14 protein-coding genes are annotated in these 18,076 nt (G+C 57.5%); 10 read left to right on the top strand and 4 right to left on the bottom strand.

Annotation, left to right across the window (positions count from 1 at the left end; all coding sequences use genetic code 11):
* Positions 1 to 271 precede the first annotated feature (271 nt).
* From FA90_RS25725 to FA90_RS13860, 5 genes are all read left to right on the top strand, one after another.
* The gene (locus FA90_RS25725; protein ID WP_081933850.1) at positions 272 to 1,468 is read left to right on the top strand and encodes a reverse transcriptase domain-containing protein; all 1,197 of its coding nucleotides are present in this window, start codon (positions 272 to 274) and stop codon (positions 1,466 to 1,468) included.
* A 232-nt stretch (positions 1,469 to 1,700) separates the two neighbouring features.
* Complete coding sequence (locus FA90_RS13885; protein WP_036169633.1) at positions 1,701 to 2,105, top strand: hypothetical protein; 405 nt, start codon at positions 1,701 to 1,703, stop codon at positions 2,103 to 2,105.
* A 9-nt stretch (positions 2,106 to 2,114) separates the two neighbouring features.
* Positions 2,115 to 2,555 carry a hypothetical protein gene (locus FA90_RS13880; RefSeq protein ID WP_036169631.1) on the top strand — a complete coding sequence of 147 codons (441 nt, stop codon included), beginning with the start codon at positions 2,115 to 2,117 and terminating at the stop codon, positions 2,553 to 2,555.
* A 2,133-nt stretch (positions 2,556 to 4,688) separates the two neighbouring features.
* Positions 4,689 to 5,093, top strand: coding sequence for a hypothetical protein (locus FA90_RS26485; RefSeq protein ID WP_156116704.1), 405 nt, complete (start codon positions 4,689 to 4,691; stop codon positions 5,091 to 5,093).
* Between the two features lie 902 nt (positions 5,094 to 5,995).
* A complete protein-coding gene (locus FA90_RS13860) occupies positions 5,996 to 6,799 on the top strand; it encodes a helix-turn-helix domain-containing protein (RefSeq protein ID WP_036169624.1) in 804 nt (267 codons plus the stop codon).
* Between the two features lie 336 nt (positions 6,800 to 7,135).
* Here FA90_RS13860 and FA90_RS25720 read toward each other — a convergent pair whose 3' ends face one another.
* The 4 genes from FA90_RS25720 to FA90_RS13840 all read right to left on the bottom strand — a co-directional run bounded on the left by FA90_RS25720 (position 7,136) and on the right by FA90_RS13840 (position 11,860).
* Positions 7,136 to 8,845, bottom strand: a complete 1,710-nt coding sequence (locus FA90_RS25720) for a recombinase family protein (RefSeq protein WP_081933849.1) — start codon at positions 8,843 to 8,845, stop codon at positions 7,136 to 7,138.
* Positions 8,846 to 8,873: 28 nt separating this feature from the next.
* Complete coding sequence (radC, locus tag FA90_RS13850) at positions 8,874 to 9,332, bottom strand: DNA repair protein RadC (RefSeq protein ID WP_081933848.1); 459 nt, start codon at positions 9,330 to 9,332, stop codon at positions 8,874 to 8,876.
* A gap of 58 nt (positions 9,333 to 9,390) precedes the next feature.
* Positions 9,391 to 10,980: an FAD-dependent monooxygenase gene (locus FA90_RS13845; RefSeq protein ID WP_051972184.1), complete on the bottom strand. Its 1,590-nt coding sequence runs from the start codon at positions 10,978 to 10,980 to the stop codon at positions 9,391 to 9,393.
* 94 nt (positions 10,981 to 11,074) lie between these two features.
* Positions 11,075 to 11,860 carry an AraC family transcriptional regulator gene (locus FA90_RS13840; protein WP_036175667.1) on the bottom strand — a complete coding sequence of 262 codons (786 nt, stop codon included), beginning with the start codon at positions 11,858 to 11,860 and terminating at the stop codon, positions 11,075 to 11,077.
* Between the two features lie 1,231 nt (positions 11,861 to 13,091).
* Between FA90_RS13840 and ltrA the strand changes: the two genes are divergently transcribed.
* The 5 genes from ltrA (at position 13,092) to FA90_RS13815 (ending at position 18,068) form a co-directional block, all read left to right on the top strand.
* Positions 13,092 to 14,795: a group II intron reverse transcriptase/maturase gene (ltrA, locus tag FA90_RS13835; protein WP_036169618.1), complete on the top strand. Its 1,704-nt coding sequence runs from the start codon at positions 13,092 to 13,094 to the stop codon at positions 14,793 to 14,795.
* Positions 14,796 to 14,907: 112 nt separating this feature from the next.
* Complete coding sequence (locus FA90_RS13830) at positions 14,908 to 15,363, top strand: peptidylprolyl isomerase (RefSeq protein WP_036169616.1); 456 nt, start codon at positions 14,908 to 14,910, stop codon at positions 15,361 to 15,363.
* A gap of 38 nt (positions 15,364 to 15,401) precedes the next feature.
* Positions 15,402 to 16,376, top strand: coding sequence for a 4-hydroxy-3-methylbut-2-enyl diphosphate reductase (gene ispH, locus FA90_RS13825; RefSeq protein WP_036169614.1), 975 nt, complete (start codon positions 15,402 to 15,404; stop codon positions 16,374 to 16,376).
* Positions 16,377 to 16,386: 10 nt separating this feature from the next.
* Positions 16,387 to 16,899: an adenine phosphoribosyltransferase gene (locus tag FA90_RS13820; RefSeq protein WP_051971783.1), complete on the top strand. Its 513-nt coding sequence runs from the start codon at positions 16,387 to 16,389 to the stop codon at positions 16,897 to 16,899.
* A 239-nt stretch (positions 16,900 to 17,138) separates the two neighbouring features.
* Positions 17,139 to 18,068 carry a branched-chain amino acid ABC transporter permease gene (locus FA90_RS13815; protein ID WP_036169612.1) on the top strand — a complete coding sequence of 310 codons (930 nt, stop codon included), beginning with the start codon at positions 17,139 to 17,141 and terminating at the stop codon, positions 18,066 to 18,068.
* Positions 18,069 to 18,076 lie beyond the last annotated feature (8 nt).

Raw genomic sequence — 18,076 nt, 5'->3', positions numbered from 1 at the left:
TTTGCTTGCGCTTTAACATGGAGTGTGATAATATGATAATTGGTGGAGATTCGACCTCCGCGGAAGTTTGTTCGGTGCACCCTCAGGCATCTCTGCAGGTTGCGCTGCACGTGACCAAGCGGCATGATGGCGCAACGGCGAGCAATCGCGTGAGCGTCAGCGGCGGTATCAGCGGCAGGGTGGACTCGCAAGAGGCGCTCTGCAAAGCCGGTGTCGTCGACGGGGCCTTAGACCGCTGGTCCGGGAGAATCAATGCCAGCGGGTTTCCTAAATGAGTCGTAATTCGTATTCCGCAGTCCTCACCTACAAGTCGTTCGTCCAGTCCTGGCAAGACCTATTCCACAATACCAAACCCGTATCGAGAAACACTATAGGGGTTGATGGTGTCAGCATCAATGACTTTGCCATTAATTACAAAGACAATATTGGCAAGTTGCACCGAGCAGTTTCTGAAAAGCGATTCAGCTTTAGTCAATTAAAGCCTGTGCTTATCCTTAAGCCGTCTGGCAAATATAGGCTTATCTGTGTGCCTACGGTTATAGACCGTCTTGTCCAGCGCACGCTACTTGGCTTTTTAGCTAATAAGTATCATCTTCAGTTAGCAAACTCCATAAGCTTCGGTTTTGTAAAGGGGCGCTCTGTCAAACAAGCGGCCGAGTTAGCTTGCGCCTACAGAAGAAAGCAAGCTTGGGTATTCAAAACTGACATTACTTCGTTTTTTGATTCAGTAGACCGAGAAATTCTTAGTTCCGCGATAAAAAAACGTATCAAAGAGCGTAGTCTTCATCCCTTGTTGCTGTCCGCACTGGAGTGTGAAGTCGAAAGCAGTAATAGGGCAAACGTGCGCCGTATCGCGCAATTGGGGATACGGAGAGGAATTGGTGTCCGGCAGGGCATGCCTCTTTCCCCTTTCTTTTCTAATCTGCTTTTACAGTCGTTTGACAAGGCAGTAGAGAAAAAGGGATTTAGGGCAGTTCGATACGCTGATGACCTAATATTTTTTTGTGATTCCAGAGTTGACTGTTTAAGCGTCGCCGACTTTTGTAAGGCCGAATTCGAGAAAATCGGTTTGGCGATTCCGGCCTTAAATGACGAAAAAACTAAGTCTGTGATTTACGAACCTTTGCAACCTGCCGAGTTCCTCGGACTTGAGTTGGCGCCCGTGCAGAAAGCGTATGAACTACGTCTTTCTGAAAAGCAGATTCAGCGCCTACGGGAGGAAATGCTTAACTACGGTTCTGTAAAAGAATTGCTGAGCAGAGGAATTACGCTTGCAACACTTGGCAGTAAGCTAAGTGCAAAGAAAAATGGATACTTGGCAGCATATGATGTGTGTAGAAATATAGAGCACGTCCATAATGAACTAAAAGATATTGAGCGGAAGTGTCTATTAAAGATTTATCAACAAGATTTGAATATCAACATACCTTCTTTAAAAGCCGAGGCCCATACTTTTCTTGGTCTATAAGCTGTTTAAAATGGCTAAGCAGAGCCTTGCAGACTAAGAGCTTCTAAAACCCCCCTATGGCTGCGTTGCATCCTTCTCGCCGTACTGTCTTCGACGGATGCGCCTTGCCGTGGGGTTTCGTTAGACGCCTGAGCAGCAACGTTCAGCCCTTTAGCCGAAGGCTTTTCTTTTTGACAAGCAGAGCCAGCGGGTTAGAATGCATCGAGGCATATGCCAACTACCTGGGGAATCCATGAAAAAAGCATTCGCCTTTGCTGCGCTCGCTGCGGTTGTATCTGGCTCCGTCTATGCAAAGCCACCCAAAATCCCACTCAAGTGCGCCATGTCGACCGGAGCCGTGGCTGAGCGACAGTACCTAGATGCGGCTTCTGGCGGAGGAAACATCTACAGCATTCTCGTGACGTTCACTGGCAAAAAGCCCTCAAACGCAAAAGTCGAGACAGCACTGCGCGACTGCATGGCGGTTGCAACGAAGCTAGACGGCAGCAAGGACGTAACGGCGTCCGCCTGGCTCAAACCGCATCGCGGCTCTCCGGGTTCCGACGCAGACATGCTGAACCCGTTCGGCCCCATGAAGTTCCTGGTGTACACCGCTGCGACGAAGAAGATAAGCCTGCACGTGCCGCAGAAAGGCTGAGCGGTGTCGATGCTCGAACGCGTTACCCCAAAGATGCAAGTTGGCCAGGAGTTGCTGGAGTGCGGCCTGCAGATGTATTTCGACGGTGCTTACTTTGCAGCGCTGCACTTGGCCGGCGGCGCCGATGAGATTCTAGGCGGTTACGTGACGAGAGGCGGTACCGACTCCGCTTTTGAAGGCATGAGGGCCGGCGCGCTACGAATCTCAGCCTACATCGGTGGCCCTCCCGCCACCGAAAAGGGCATTACTCACGTGATGAACTACGCACGGAATCGCACGAAGCACCTGGACGAAGAGGGGGACGACGAGATTTTGTTCGACCCCAAGCGCGAGGCAGAGGATATGCTCGGCCGCGCACTGACCAATTATTTCGGCATAATGAGCCGTCTCCCCCTTGAGGAGACGGAGCTAATGCGTCGATTCAAAAACGAGCAGAGGTGGCAGTCATGAGCGAAATGCACATTGGCACGATGTACATGTACGAAGAGAACGAGCAGCGTTTTCCGGTTAGCCTAATGGTAAATAACGGCTTCCGACCGCTATCCTGCGAGCCAGCGCCCATCTTCATCTACCGGCTTGGGTCGACGGGGGAGTTTCCCGTGCGGCAGCCTAACGAGCCCCAAGTTTTCGTGAATGCCACAACAGGCAAGGCCTATCTACTGCCTAAGAGCGTCTAACGAGCCGCCCCGGCAAGACGCATCGTCGAAGACAGTACGCTAGTACGGCGAGACGAATGCAACGCAGCCATAAGGTTTTTATTAGATGCTCTAAATCGGTCTTGGCCTACATGCTAGCATGGCTCATCTTGCATTAACTTCGGAATTGCTCCTGCTCGGACAAATATCTCAATCCGGTGTAGTATTACCTATCGAATAATAACAATAAATGCGACCATGCCTGCACCTTATCTCGGGTTCAGAGAGGCGTTTGCGGGGCTGGCATCGCTGTCACTTGTTGTGACAGTTGCCGTTGACGTTTACGCCTGGGCTGAGCACCCGCACCTCCTACGATTTCTCGACCACCTCATCGTGTACAACGCACCAGTACTGATAGCGCATGCGTACTTGGCTTGGGTGCTATCTCGACCGCAAGGGTCGGGCATGTATGTCAATGACGACGACGCGGCAGAGTGGATAGAAACATCCCAAGCAGTCGTGACGGTAATCGACGACGCAGCTGACATGTCGAGTGGCGATGAGCCTGGGCACGGCCCAGCATTCAACACTAACGGCTTGCCTATGATGACGGACACAATCGACATCCACGGAAATCCATACGGAAGCAGCTTCAACGACTGAAAAAAAGCGGGCCAAATTGGCCCGCGAAAAATGCGAATAAAGCTGTTTTAATTATGGCCTTCAGTAGGGACTAAGCAGATTGACAAGAGCATGTAGTAGCTTCCGGGCTCGACTGGTTCGGGAGTATGTAGGACCACACTTCTCACGTCGATATCAGAAGCACCTACATAATGTATAGCGACGTCGAAGGAATTTTGTTCAGTACGGAAAAAATTCTTTTTCGAGCGGCGCTTCGCTAGCAGCACTTTCGTAACCGCCGCGATAGGAGCCGCTATAAAGAGCAAAATTGAGAGGAATAACAAGCGGTTTTCCCTGACGAAAGGCCAAGGCGCCCTCGTTAAAAGCCCTATTAGAAAGAAAATTACTAAAATACGAAAAACCGTCATTGCGAGTGCGCGCATGCACAGTAACCTCAAGAGTTAGTTGACCTCCTCCGTATAGTCACCAGGCGGGAGCTTCGTATCTAAAAACCGCCGTACTTCATCTGCGAGACCGGCGTCTTCGAGAGTGAGGCACTCACCCCGCGAACCCGCAGTGCGCTCACGCACGACAGCTTCAATCTGCGCAAGAGTAAGTGGACGCGTAGCTCTACGCAGAATGTCAAAATCCATGATGGTCTCCTAGCGGTGTTAGCGGTAGCGTTGAGTGCCAACTATACCCTTGTGCGGTAGCTGACACGAGCGGAGGCGAGTGCCGCAACCCCGAAGGGGGCGTTGAGCGTCCAGCGAAAACGTCCTCGAGCCCTAGCGAGAGGATTGGCGGGGGCCGTCCCTGCACCGAGGCCCCCCAAGGGGCCGAAGTGGCTGGGATGGGGCGCAGCCGGGCACGGCCGGAGGGCGGGGGGCCCCATGGCTCCGGGGACGGCGACATAGTCGGCGGCCTGGAGGCGTGGGGCCCCCCGGCCGAACCGCCGACGAAGTCGGTGGCTCGGGCGGGTGCCCCGTATACAGGGACGGAGCGACAGCGACGAGTGCGGGCGGGGCGTCCAGCCACGCAAGAGCGCGACCCGGAATGACAAGTGAGCGGATTTTCGTCGTTGTACCTATACGCTGTACCAATAGATAGAGGGGGTACAACGATGGAAACAGCAAACCAACTAAAAGCAATCGACAACGAGAGACACGTACTGCAGGCCATCGGCCTGGTAGGATGGCTCAGCGCGACGCAAGTGGCGACTTGGGTGTGGGGAGGTGGAAATCCACACAGCGCTCGAGTGAGCGCGGACCGAGTACTAAAACGGCTAGTAGAACGGGGAGAGGTGAAGCGCCGTGACAGCTCACTACGCATGAGCGTCTACATCCTCACAAAAACCGGTGCAGCAAGGGCAAACGAAGGACTAACGCATGAGCTATTCCGGCACGGATATGACCTATCACAGCTGGATTCGGCAAGACAAAGAACGGCAGTAGATTACCTAATAGCGCAGCATCACGCGGGTAAGACAGTAATGGGAATGGCAGGCATAAGGAAGGCCATCGAAATAGGAATGCTGGATAAAGCGGGTTTTGCCGGCGCGGACGGCTTTGTTACAGACGCAGAGACCGGAGAGTACAAGGCGGTACTTGTAGTTAGGAATACTCATCCTGAGCTAGTAAAAAAAGCCAAGCGAGTAAAAAAGGCAGTCGGAGACTTGGAACTAATCGGAAGTATAGGCCCGATTAAATTCTTCAGGCAAGCGCTGCGAAGCTAAAAATCAGGTTGGCCAAGTGAGCCGGCTAAGACAACGAAAAAGGGCCCATAAGGGCCCTTGTGCTTTACCGAATAAGGCGGTCGACAATCAATTGAATGACTAGCTCATCGTGAGTTTTTGGCTGATATGGCAGATTGATTCTTGTGTACCACGAAAGGGCATACGGTCGGCCGGTGCCAGAGAGAACTGCGCGAAATACAGCTAACATAATTTATATGCCCAGATAAAGGTGACACAGTCTAGCTACCAGATTTATATGCCCGAGGGCGCAGAGGTCTAGCTACCAAATTCATATGTCCACATTTTGTTCCCCCTTTGATTAATTAGTTAGGTGCGGCGTGGGCTAGAAAAGGAGGGAAGCTAGCTGGAGCCGCCTCGCTTGCGCCCGCAGAAACCACAGCTTGGGACTCGTTTACTGGCATAGATAAAGGCTATCGAATAGTTATATGCCATAGAAGATATTTCAATGAGGGACGGTTTTTTCCAGTGAATTCCTAGCTAAACAGTCGAAAAAAAGCGAAGTTGTAACAATTTGTAACGACGGCGCAATTTGGAGAGCTTTGTATAAACGGAGGTGCATACACAGTGATGTGACAAATCCAATCACATCACTCCATGGGGAACGAGATGACACCTAGCAAAAAAGCATTTTTCGAATGCCGCGCAGAAGAAACACTGACTGCCTTACATAAACGCTTCCTTAAGCACTGGGGATACCTAAAAAACAAGAGGTTCCTGAACCGGTTGTGGAAAATTTTCCTTACCGACTACGTCGAATATGTCAAATTTGAATGCGGATATAAGGTGCGTATTCCGGGCTCATACGACGTAATTCAGCTGAACAGCGATTACGAGATTCAGAACTTTTGGCATGTTGATGCCGTAACTGCCCGGGACTAAAAATGACGAAGACCATTGTAGGTACCCCGGCAGAGAAAAAGCGCTATTACAACAACATGCCGGGCCAATTCATTGTCACACCAGTAGAGGTACTGCTAGACTCGCGGCTGACAGACCAAGAACGGCGAATTCTGCTGTGCCTATGCCGCTACGCCAACTCGGAAACCGGAAAGTCTGCGCCGAGCTATGAGACGATTACAGAGTGCACGGGTATAGCTCGGGAGAACGCGAGCCGGGCTATGGGTTCCCTCGTCGAAAAGGGATGGGTGGACCGTATACGGCTGGGAAGGGGGTTCCCGAACGTCTACTTCGTGACAATCCCGAAGGAAACGGAATTTCGTAAGGTCACTCCAAAAAGGCGCACGTCGGACGAGCAAAAGAAAAGAGTGGCAGAAATCCAAGCAAAAATCTCCGACGACAATAGGAAAGCCGTAGAGGAATTTAACCGCGGCATAAAGGATGTCTACAAAATCGCGGGAGACCCCACCGAGTACGAAACAAGTGAGGCTGCTCTGGCCGCGCTAGAAGCCCGGGAAGCGCAAGAGGCTCAGAAGCTACAAGACCGTCAGACAGGCTCCAAAAAGCCCGCCAAAGCTAGGAAAGAGCTGCCAGCGAAGGCCGGAGGCATCAAGGGAGAGTTCGATAAGGAAGAAGTCGACTTGGAGGACTTCAAGGAAGAGCCTAAGTGGGCAAAGGTGGACGAGTATGCTGGATACACACGGGGGCAGCTCTACGACATGCAGGTCAACGGCGTGCAGCTACCGCAACACATCATCCACAAGAACAATCTCGGTCCAAACATGTAAAGCAGGCAACAAGGCCCCGAAAGGGGCATTTGTCATCGGCGCCGCTATTGCGTCGACACCCCGCTGTGATGCTGGTCGCTGCGCTCCAGCCAGCCGACCTGGCCAACGAATAGGCGCGTAGCGCCGACAGGGTGATTGGAACAATCACCCTTAAAAACTCTGTTCCATCTCTGTTAGGGTGATTGAATCAATCACGACTTAGCGTCTTATTTGATGACCTCAGGTGTGATTAAACTTACACACTGTGAGGTGATTGTAGAGATACGGTGACAGATTCAATCAAATGCATGTGTTAGAAAATGGCACATGCACATGCACGTGATGAGATGTGTCACATCAATGCGACGCCACCTGGTTGCGTCGTTGAGGCGGCGGGGGCTCAAACTCGTAATCTCCAGAGGCGACCAACGCATAGACAGGACCTCCCTCGTGCACCACGCGTGGAGGAACTGGCTTGTGATACTTCGCTTGTGGATTAAGGCGGGATGGAAGGGACTTATGGCGCAGGGGTATAACGGTTCTCCAGCCCTCTGCTTCCCACTCAATGATGGCGACGTCATAGCCCCAGACCCAGATGTGCGAAATCAGGCGAGCCAGCTTCAGATGTAGCTCGGCACGTACGACTCGAGATTCTGGACTGGTCGAGTAGAGATGGTCTAGCGCCTCTGAAAGGAATTCGTCATCGAGTACGTAGTCCGCAGCAGTCAGGGCCTGCTGCTCGCGCATGGTTGAAAGCTCGACCTTTACTCGTGCGACTTCGTCCTTAGTAGCTAGATACCTCACAGAGAGAGAATCGGCGTCGCCGCCGACCTTGACGATGAAATCCTCGATTCGAGCCAGCTGTTGCTTCAGCTGACTCTCCTGGGCCTCGAGTGCCGCAATGGCTGTGAGGGTTTGGTCTGCCTGAGGGGTACCGAATACCGAGGGAGCCTGATTCACAACTCGGTTCAGGAGCGGAGCGTCGAGATAGGCGGCCGAAGAGGAAGGACACTCTGTGAGGCCAGCCAGCCGGTCGGAGCACACGATAGAGGCACGGCTTTGTCCACGGGATTCGGATTTACGATGTAGCGGAGCTCCACAGTGCCCACAGTAGAGCAATCCAGACCAAATGTTAAAGCCGTGAGTGTCTCGACGGCGAGCAACCCCGCGAGTCGAAATAGATGCCTGCGCCCGCAGCCACATCTCGTCGGACACAATACGAGGGTAAAAATTCGGCAGTATTTTACCGGTAGCTAGGCCTTTCCAGTGCTGCGCCTGGGCCTTGGCCTCGTAGCTACGCTCATAATATTGATGCTCGCCTAAGACAGCGCGATTGCGCAGAAGCTGGCCGGGCATTTGAGCATGCCAGCGGGGGCCTGTACGAGCCAGCCGAGTAGGAACGGGCCACTCTTCCCGATTAGCGATAGCCGCAATTGCTTTCGAGCCTAGCCCCAAGGCAGAGAGCTCAAATACACGTCGAACTGACTCAGCCTTCACCTCGTCGACGCACCAAGGGGACAATTTATCTTGCCGGTGGAGCCAGCCAGGTGCGCTACCAAAAGGAATATTTGAGCCTATAGCGCGCTTCGCCTCATAAGCCAACCGTACACGCTTGCTTTTGTACTCTGATTCTTGATGGCCGCGGTCCAGAGTAAGAATGGACGCCGTGAGGTCCGAAACGCTATTCAAGGTGGCCTTAGTCCACACTCTTTCATCAGTGAGCGTCACGACCGTCAGGCCGCTATTAATTAGCGATAGTAGGAGCTCACATGCGTCAGTAAGGGGGAGGCGAGTGAGGCGGTCAAATGCCTCAACGAGCAGGAGCGTATTGGGACGAAGCTCACCGGCACGGCACCTAGCAACGAGGTCATAGAGCGGACCTTTTTTTAGATTGGCACCCGAGTAGGCGCTGACACCGCGGTCCCCCTTCATGAATTCTTGGTCTAGTGTCAGACCATGCCGCTCGCAATAGCTCAATGCCGCATCTAGCTGTCTGCGCTCTGAATCCCCGAGCCTCTGCTTACGCGCCGAATAGCGCCAATACGATATGACCAGGTCATAGTCCATAAATTTCCTCGTAGCAATTACGAAGATATTATACGATAAGCTGGTTGAGGGTGCCACGAAACAGTTCCTTGTCAGCGATGAGGCGATTCTTGACGTCGACGAACAGCACGACGAAGGATTCGTGGCGCTGGGTGCCGAAACGCATGCGCAGGTAGCGCTTGACCGTTTCCGGCGAACTCAAGGCCTGGCCGGCCTGCATCTGCTCGGCGATGGCGCGCCGCGCCAGTTCCATCACCGCCTGCAGCTGGGCGTACTTGGCCATGCCCAGGCCGTTCACTTCGGAGAAATCGTTCAGGCTGGCGCCGAACAGGCCGTGCAGCGAACCGAAGTGCTGCAACACGTCGCGCCCGAGCTCGACCGCGCTCTTGCCGCGCACGCCCACGCGCAGCAGCAAGGCCAGCAGTTCCGGATTGGACAGCGCCTGCGGTCCTTCACGCACCAGGCGCTCGCGCGGCCTTTCCTGTTGCGACCATTCGTTGATGCCCATATGCCTCCCGGCTCGATCGCCGGCGCACGAATTTGGCCGACTCTTGCCCGACTCGGCATTATGGTCGCGGCCTCGATAGGGATACTGATGCGCCACATCCTTTGACGCCGAACCAGCGTGCGACGGCGCGCCGCAGCGCATCGATGCCGTCCGGGTCATCGCCGCCGGCCGCATCGCCGATGGCCCAGGCGACGATGCCGTCCGGCCGCACCAGCGCCGCGCCGATGCCCAGGCGGTTCTCGACCTGGCCGACAAGGTAGCGCAGGCGTGCGCCGTATTCGGCGGCAACCGACGCGTAGCGCACGTTCGCCGTCGTCGAAAAGTCCAGCAGCAAGCCGCGCCCATCGCGCATCGCGGCGTCGACCGTGACGCCGTCGGGAAAAGCGAAATTCGGCATGCTGCGGCCGGTCAGCGCATGGCTGCCGCCCAGATCGAGACGCGTGTGCATGCCCCATACGCGCCCGGCAACATACGTGGCGCCGTCGCGCGTCTGCATCAGGTCCTGCATGACGGCGCGCAGCGCGCGGCTGTCTGGCGTGGGCCGCATGAGGGCGACCTGGGCGCGCGACCAGTCAAGCACCCGGGCGCCGATCGGATGGCGCTCGAGGTGGTAGCTGTCCAGCAAATCCAACGCCGCGCCGTCCAGGGTGGCGGCCAGCTTCCAGCCGAGGTTCATCGCGTCGCCGAGGCCGAGGTTCAAGCCCTGGCCACCAAGCGGGGAATGGATGTGGGCGGCATCGCCGGCCAGCAGGATGCGTCCCTGGCGGTAGTGCGTGGCCTGGCGCGCGCGGTCGGTCCAGGTGCTGGCGGCATGGATGGCGCCGAGTGTCACACCGGTCTGGGAAATGCGCCGCAGCAAGGCTTGCAGGCGCGTGCGTGTGAGCGCTTGCGCGTCGCCGTGGCCGGCGCCGCCGTCGAAGTCCTGCATCACCAGGTAGCCGGGCTGGGACTGGGCGTACAGGCCGGTGGGCATCAGGTTGCGGCCCGGCTTGAGCTTGTCGGGATCGGCGATGTCGGCATGGACCGAATAGCCAGTGAATTCCGGCTCGGTACCGGCGAAGTCGAAGCCGGCCAGCTTGCGCACCGCACTACGGCCACCGTCGCAGCCGACCAGCCAGCGGCCCGCAAACCAGTGCGCGCCGGCTTGCACCAGCACGCCATCGGCGTCCTGGCGCACACCGGTCACGCCCGCACCGCGCCGGATCTCCACGCCAAGCTGCCCGGCGCGGCGCGCCAGCACGGTTTCCATCTCGGCCATCTCGGCCATCAACTGCACCGCCGTCGAGCTCGGCAAGCGATAGGGCCAGGACGCCATGTCGACCTCGGCGTCGCTGAACTGGATGCCGGCAAAGTGGCCGCCGCGCTGCGCCCTGGCGCCGGCAGGCGTGCCGCTGAACGGGAGCTGCAGACGGGGCGACGTGATGAGTTCGTCCAGCAAGCCACGCCGGTCGAGCGCCTCGATCGACGGCGTCGACAGGCCGCGCATGCCGAACGGCAGCCGTTTTAACGCCGAGTCCGGATCGGCGGCCCGTTCCAGGATCAGGACCGAGCAGCCGGCCAGGGCCAGTTCGCAGGCCAGGAACAGGCCGACCGGCCCGGCGCCGGCCACGATCACGTCATGGGCAGGGGAATGAGATGGGGTGGTCATGCCGCGCACGATAGCGGCCCAGGCACGCGCGGGCTTGTAAAAACGCGACAAAACGGAACGAAACGCGACAAGCCGGGACGGAACGCGCGCCAGCCTATTTGCCAAGCTGGCGATGTCGCGCGAACGCCGCCGGCGTCATGCCGCTGTAGCGTTTGAATTCGCGGCTCAGATGCGACTGGTCGGCATAGCCCAGCTCTTGCGCCAGCGCGGCCAGGTCGGGCTTCGATTCGTGCCAGAGACGGTTGCGCGCCTGTTCGAAGCGGATCAGGGCGGCGACGTCCTTCACCGTATGCCCGGACGATTGCTTGAATTTGCGCTCGAGCGTGCGCACCGTCGCATGCGCCGCCGCGGCTGCCTGGCTGACCGGCAGCTTGCCTTGGCTTGCCCGCAGCGCCATGCCGGCGCGCGCCGCGGTGCCGTCGATCGCCGGACGCGGCAACGCGTCCAGCAGAGCGCGCTCGAGCTCGGCCAGCGCGGCGTCGATGCGGCCTGCCTCCACGTGCGCCGCCAGGCGCGGCTGCAAATCGGCAAGCGGATGCGCCACCGGCATGATCGGGACCCCCCCAGCGTCGGCCGGCGTCAAGCCGAGCAGCGCGAACACGGCCCAGGGAAAGCAGCGGATGCCGAGGATTTCCAGCTGTGCTCCAGCTGCGACCGTGAAAGGCTGGTCGAGCAGCCCGACCATGAAAGGCGATGGCAGGTCGCACCATGAACCGGCATACGACACCTTGCACGCACCGAAACAGAAGACGATCTCGGCATACCCATCCGGCATGACGTCGAACGAGGATGGCCCGGCGCCGCCCTCTCTTCTGTTGTACCAGAAGCATCGAACGGCGTCGCGCAAGGCTGCGGGCGGGGCGAATTCCTGATGGTGCATATCGCCTATGATCGCACTGAATTGTGTCGTATGCCCAAAAAATGGGCGCAAAACCGGCCGAAAAAGCCCGAATGGCGGGCGGGAACGGCGGCGGTGGCTTACAATAACGGTTTGCGTGCGAGACGTTCTCGCGATCGCCGCCTTTGCGGCAGTAAGTTGAAGCTGTACCTATCCTGCAAGCCGATCGGTAAGTCCTTGATTTAATTATTTAAATCTTATGGGGCTGGCATCTAAACACCGAGGGCTCCCTAGTTGCGTCCGCAATTTTGGGGTAAAAATCAAACAACTATCTTGTTAAAAGCTCAGGACTAACACGTCCAGGTCAGCGTCTCTGCTGATTCGGATTGGGTTAAAGCTGCGCTACCGCCTCACAAGGGCTCGCAATATGTTGTTTCTCTACGACAAGTTCGAAAATCTAAAACTAGTTCAGAGCCTCAGTTCCTACCGAGGGATTCAAGGCAAAGTAACTCCCGCCTTATTATCAGGATGGGTCAACTAGATCGTGCAAGTTCTGCGATGCCTTGTCACACCTCTGTTGCCGATCCGGCGATAGGGAGCTGTGACCGGGTGTACGACCACCTGTCACCTAATTGGACATGCGTCTCTGGCAACGGAGAGGTGTGAAGCTCCGATGACAATGTACCCCCGTGAAAACGGCGTTCCCCCACGCGAGTGAGAGAACGGAAACTGCTAGCAGAAAGGCGGTGAGGGGCTAGGTGAGGCTGCACGGGTAACGTAATGTGAACTGACGGTTGAACCCTCGTGATTATTGACAGGCCCAATCTGCTGGCGGCCTGGACCAAAACGGTACGTGGTTGGATGTCCCTGTGCAAACTGGGGACACGTCGTCCAAAGAACCACCGGGGGATAGTCAGACCCTAAACAGTCATGTGCGGCGCAGTAGGGCCGTGCTGGTGTCGCAGGAAACGTCGTAAGCCCGACTCGCCGCCTGTCTCAGAACATCGAGATAGGCAAGCAACCCGTAAGGGAAGCCCATGGCGGAGCGGGTATGGGAGGATGGAGAAAGCGAATGCCGACTTGTAATCGGTCGGATAGAGATTCAAAATTTGTCTCGACGTGAAAGCGTGCAGACTTCCATCTGGTGTAATAGTCGTCAACGATCACATAGACTACAAGTAGTTCTATTTCTACCAACCCCGAAGGGATGCAGTTTTCCCTTCGGGGGAAATTGCGTCCTCGGCGGGTATAACAACTACGACGAGGTTCAGCAATGAAAGTAATCGAATGCAATGCAATCGGTTCTGCGTCCTCGGACGTTCCTACCGAGTGGGTCGCCATTGATTGGCGGCGCGTTCAGAAGAACGTAAGAGTCATGCAGATCCGTTTAACGAAGGCAACACAGGAAGGCAACTGGCGTAGGGTGAAATCCTTGCAACGGTGGCTGACCCGCTCGTTTAGTGCGAAGGCACTGGCAGTTAAACGAGTGACAGAAAATCAAGGCAAACGCACCGCAGGCGTGGATCAGCAGTTGTGGGACACGCCCTCGCAGAAGTTTGCGGCAATTGCGCAGTTGGAGAAGCGCCGGTATCGACCCCTGCCTCTACGGAGGGTCTATATCCCCAAGCCGAATGGGAAAGAACGTCCTTTGGGCATTCCGACCATGAAGGATCGAGCCATGCAAGCGCTGCATCTGCTAGCTCTTGATCCGGTACTCGAAACGGTGAGCGACCCGAACTCCTATGGATTTCGGAAAAGCCGTTCGACGGCAGATGCGATGCAGCAGATTTTTCTCCGATTGCGCCAGGAAACATCGGCGCGATGGGTGTTAGATGCGGACATCGAGGGCTTCTTTGATAACATCAACCACGACTGGCTGATCCGCCATGTTCGCATGGATAAAACGATCCTTCGGAAGTGGCTGAAATCCGGAGTAGTAGACCGGACGCAATTGCTGGCAACCACGGCGGGAACGCCGCAGGGTGGCATCATTAGCCCTGCATTGGCAAATTGGACGCTGAATGGGCTTGAGGTGGAGCTTCTAAGGCACCTCGGTACAAGATTTGGCAAATCGAAGGTCGAGAAGCTGAAAGTCGGTGTTGTGCGATACGCGGATGATTTTGTAGCGACCGGCGGCTCGAAAGAGTTGCTAGAGACAGAAATCAAGCCATGGATTGAAGCGTTCCTTGCAATTCGGGGATTGCGTCTTTCTCAGGCTAAAACGAGGATCGTACACATCGACCAAGGTTTTGACTTCCTGGGGTGGAACTTCCGGAAATATCAGGAAAAACTGCTCATTAAGCCAAGTAAGAAGAACGTTAGCGCGTTCTACGAAAAGCTGAGGAAGACGATCGGAGAACGTCTGATGGTAAAGCAAGAGGACTTGATCCGACTGCTGAACCCAATGCTACGGGGCTGGGCGCAGTATCACAGCACCGTAGTTGCCAAACGAGTTTTCTCGCGCATGGAGTCGTTGCTGAATTGGCGGCTCCTGCGGTGGGCCAAACGCAGGCATCCGAACAAGAACGCTGGCTGGATTCGCAAGAAGTATTGGCGGACCATCGGCGGTCGAAACTGGGTGTTTGCTGCGGATGTCGTCACAAGGGAAGGTGACAAAGAGGTAATGGAACTGTACCCGCTTGCGGGAACTCCTATTAAGTACCACAAGAAGATCAAGGGGGACTTTCATCCCTACGATCCGCAATGGGAAGCGTACGGCGAAGCTCTGCGGCAGGAGCGCATGTTGAAGAACATGCGCTACCGAAAGCAATGGGCAACGTTGTACATGGAACAACGCGGCTTGTGTGCGCTGTGCGGATGCGAGATGGACATGGAGACTGGATGGCACGACCATCACATTGTCTACCGTGTGGCCGGGGGCAGCGATGCCCTTGAAAATCGCGTATTATTGCACCCAAATTGTCACACCCGAGTGCACAGCCTTAATCTGCAAGTTGTGAAACCGGTTCCTGCGTAGGAACTTTTATTATGCTTGAGCCGTGTGCGGTGAAAGTCGCAAGCACGGTTCTTAGGGGGGAGGGGTTCTGGTAACAGGCCCTTCCTACCCTCCACGTCACCTTCATCAAGCAATGTCCACCACCAACGCTCCCATCGTGACCGAATCGGCCTACCTGACGCTGCACTATCGTCTCGCCGACGCCGACGGCAACGATATCGTCACCACCTTCGGCAGCACGCCCGCCACGCTGATGCTGGGCCAGGGCCAGCTCGCGCCTGCCCTCGAGCAGCGCCTGCTCGGCCTGGAAGAGGGCACGCACACGACTTTCGAGCTGGGTCCGGAAGAAGGTTTCGGACCGCGCAACCCCGAGCTGATCCAGACGGTGTCCAAGAAGATGCTGGACGAGAATTCCGAGCTGGATGCCGACTACCAGGTCGGCGACCTGGTCGATTTCGCCGCGCCGGGTGGTGGCCGCTTTGCCGGCGTGCTGCGCGAACTGCGCGCCGACTCGGCCGTGTTCGACTTCAACCATCCGCTGGCGGGCCAGGCCCTGAAATTCGAAGTCCAGCTGATTTCCGTGCTGTAAGCCGTACCCAAGTTCATTCACAAGAGCCCATCCTGTTCATGGAAAACGAGATCCTGTTAGCCCAGCCGCGCGGCTTTTGCGCCGGCGTCGACCGCGCGATCGAAATCGTCGAGCGCGCCCTGCGCCAGTTCGGCGCGCCGATCTACGTCCGCCACGAAATCGTCCACAACGCCTACGTCGTCAACGACCTGCGCACCAAGGGCGCGATCTTCATCGAAGACCTGGACGACGTCCCGCCCGGCAATACGCTGGTGTTCTCGGCCCACGGCGTGTCCAAGGCCGTGCGCGAGGAAGCCGAGTCGCGCGGCCTGAAGGTGTTCGACGCGACCTGCCCGCTGGTGACCAAGGTGCACGTCGAAGTCGGCAAGATGCGCAAGCAGGGCGCCGAGATCATCATGATCGGCCACGCCGGCCACCCGGAAGTGGAAGGCACGATGGGCCAGGTCGAAGAGGGCGAGGAAGGCATGCACCTGGTCGAGACCGTCGAGGATGTCGAGAAGCTGCAGGTCGCCAATCCGGACCAGCTGGCCTACGTCTCGCAGACTACGCTGTCGGTCGACGATACCTTCGAGATCATCGCCGCGCTGAAGAAGCGATTCCCGAACATCATCGAGCCGAAGAAGGGCGACATCTGCTACGCCACCACCAACCGCCAGGACGCCGTGAAGTTCATGGCGCCCCAGGTCGAGGTGGTGATCGTGGTCGGCAGCCCGAACAGCTCGAACTCGAACCGCCTGCGCGAAGTCGCCGAGAAGAAGGGCACGCCGGCCTACATGGTCGACAATGCCGCCGCCATTGACCCAAGCTGGATCGCCGGCAAGAAGCGCATCGGCGTGACCGCCGGCGCCTCGGCGCCTGAAGTGCTGGTGCAGGCCGTGATCGACCGCCTCAAGCAGCTCGGCGCCGCCAGCGTGCGCGCGCTCGAGGGTGTGGAAGAGCACGTGACCTTCCCGCTGCCGAAAGGCCTGGAAGGCGGCGGCAAGGCGCCGTCCAGCGAAGAGGCGGTGGTTTGACCTTCCTGGCATGAGCACGTTCGACACGATTCCTCTCGAGTTCTTCCAGGACTACCCCGAACCCGGCGTCAATTTCATCGACGTCGGCTGCATTTTCGATAACCCGCTGCACTGGCAGCTGGCGATCGACGGCCTGTATGAAAAGACGGCCGCGCTGGATTTCGATTTTTTGCTGGCGATGGACGCGCGCGGTTTCATGATCGCCGGCGCGCTGGCGTACAAGCGCGCAATCGGTTTCGCGATGGCCAGAAAGCCGGGCCGCCTGCCGGGCCATGCGATCAGCGTCGACTACCGGCGCGAATACGGCAGCGCGACCATCGAGCTGCAGCCGGAGCGCATCCGCGGCCGGCGCGTGCTGATCGTCGACGACGTGCTGGCCACCGGCGGCACGATCGAGGCGGCGGCGACGCTGTTGCGGCGAATCGGCAAGGACGTGGTCGGCGCAGCGGCGCTGTTCGACGTCGCGTTCTTCCAGGACAAGCGCGATTTGAGCATGCCGGTGGTGACGCTGCGCGACGTTTGAGTGCAGACGGCGCGCCTCCCTGGTGCATGGCGGCCCTCGCAGCGCACGGCGCCGGTGATTTCGCCCGCCTCGTAAATTTCCGATATTACTTTTGCTAAAACCTCGCTATGATGATGGCGCTCGGATTTTGTCTTGTCGCATGAGCAAGCGATAAGACGCGCAACAGACACTGTCAGGCCAAGAGCGGCATCCGGATCGGTCCGGATGCCGTTTTTTTTGAAAAGGAAACACGGCAAACCATGGAAACATTTGTCCAGCAGATCCTGAACGGACTGGTCTTGGGCAGCATGTATGCGCTGATCGCGCTCGGGTACACGATGGTGTACGGCGTGCTGAACCTGATTAACTTCGCCCACGGCGACGTGCTGATGATCGGCGCCATGGTCGGCTTGACGATCATCAAGCTGCTCAACGCCCACTTTCCCGGCTTGCCGGGCGGCGTGCAGCTGGCGATCGCGATCGTCGGCGCGATGCCGGTGGCGATGCTGGTCAACGTGGCGATCGAGCGCATCGCCTACCGCCGCCTGCGCAACGCGCCGCGCCTGGCGCCTTTGATCACGGCGATCGGCGTGTCGATCCTGCTGCAGACCTTCGCGATGATGATCTGGGGCCGCAGCCCGCTGCCGTTCCCGCAGCTGCTGTCGTCGGACCCGATCACGATTGGCGGGGCGGTGATCTCGCATACCCAGGTGCTGCTGCTGGTGCTGGCGGCCGTTGCCATGGCCGCGCTGGTGTTCCTGGTCGAAAAGACCAAGATGGGCCGCGCCATGCGCGCCGTCGCCGAGAACCCGCGTGTGGCCGGCCTGATGGGCGTCGATTCGAACCGCGTGATCGTCTCGACCTTCGCCATCGGCGCCGCCCTCGCGGCCGTGGCCGGCGTGATGTGGGGCGCGAATTACGCCTCGATCCAGTTTGCCATGGGCACCGTGCCGGGCATGAAGGCCTTTTCGGCGGCGGTGCTGGGCGGTATCGGCAATATCTACGGCGCCATGATCGGCGGGATTGTGCTGGGCATTATCGAGAGCCTCGGCGCCGGCTACATCGGCGACCTGACCGGCGGCTTCCTCGGCTCGAACTACCAGGACATCTTCGCCTTCATCGTGCTGATCCTGGTGCTGACCGTGCGGCCGTCCGGCATCATGGGCGAGCGCGTGGCGGACCGCGCGTAAAGGGGAAT

Origin of the sequence: Massilia sp. 9096 (assembly GCF_000745265.1) — a bacterium.
Taxonomy (GTDB): Bacteria; Pseudomonadota; Gammaproteobacteria; order Burkholderiales; family Burkholderiaceae_D; genus Telluria.
This window is presented reverse-complemented; position numbering and strand designations above follow the sequence as displayed.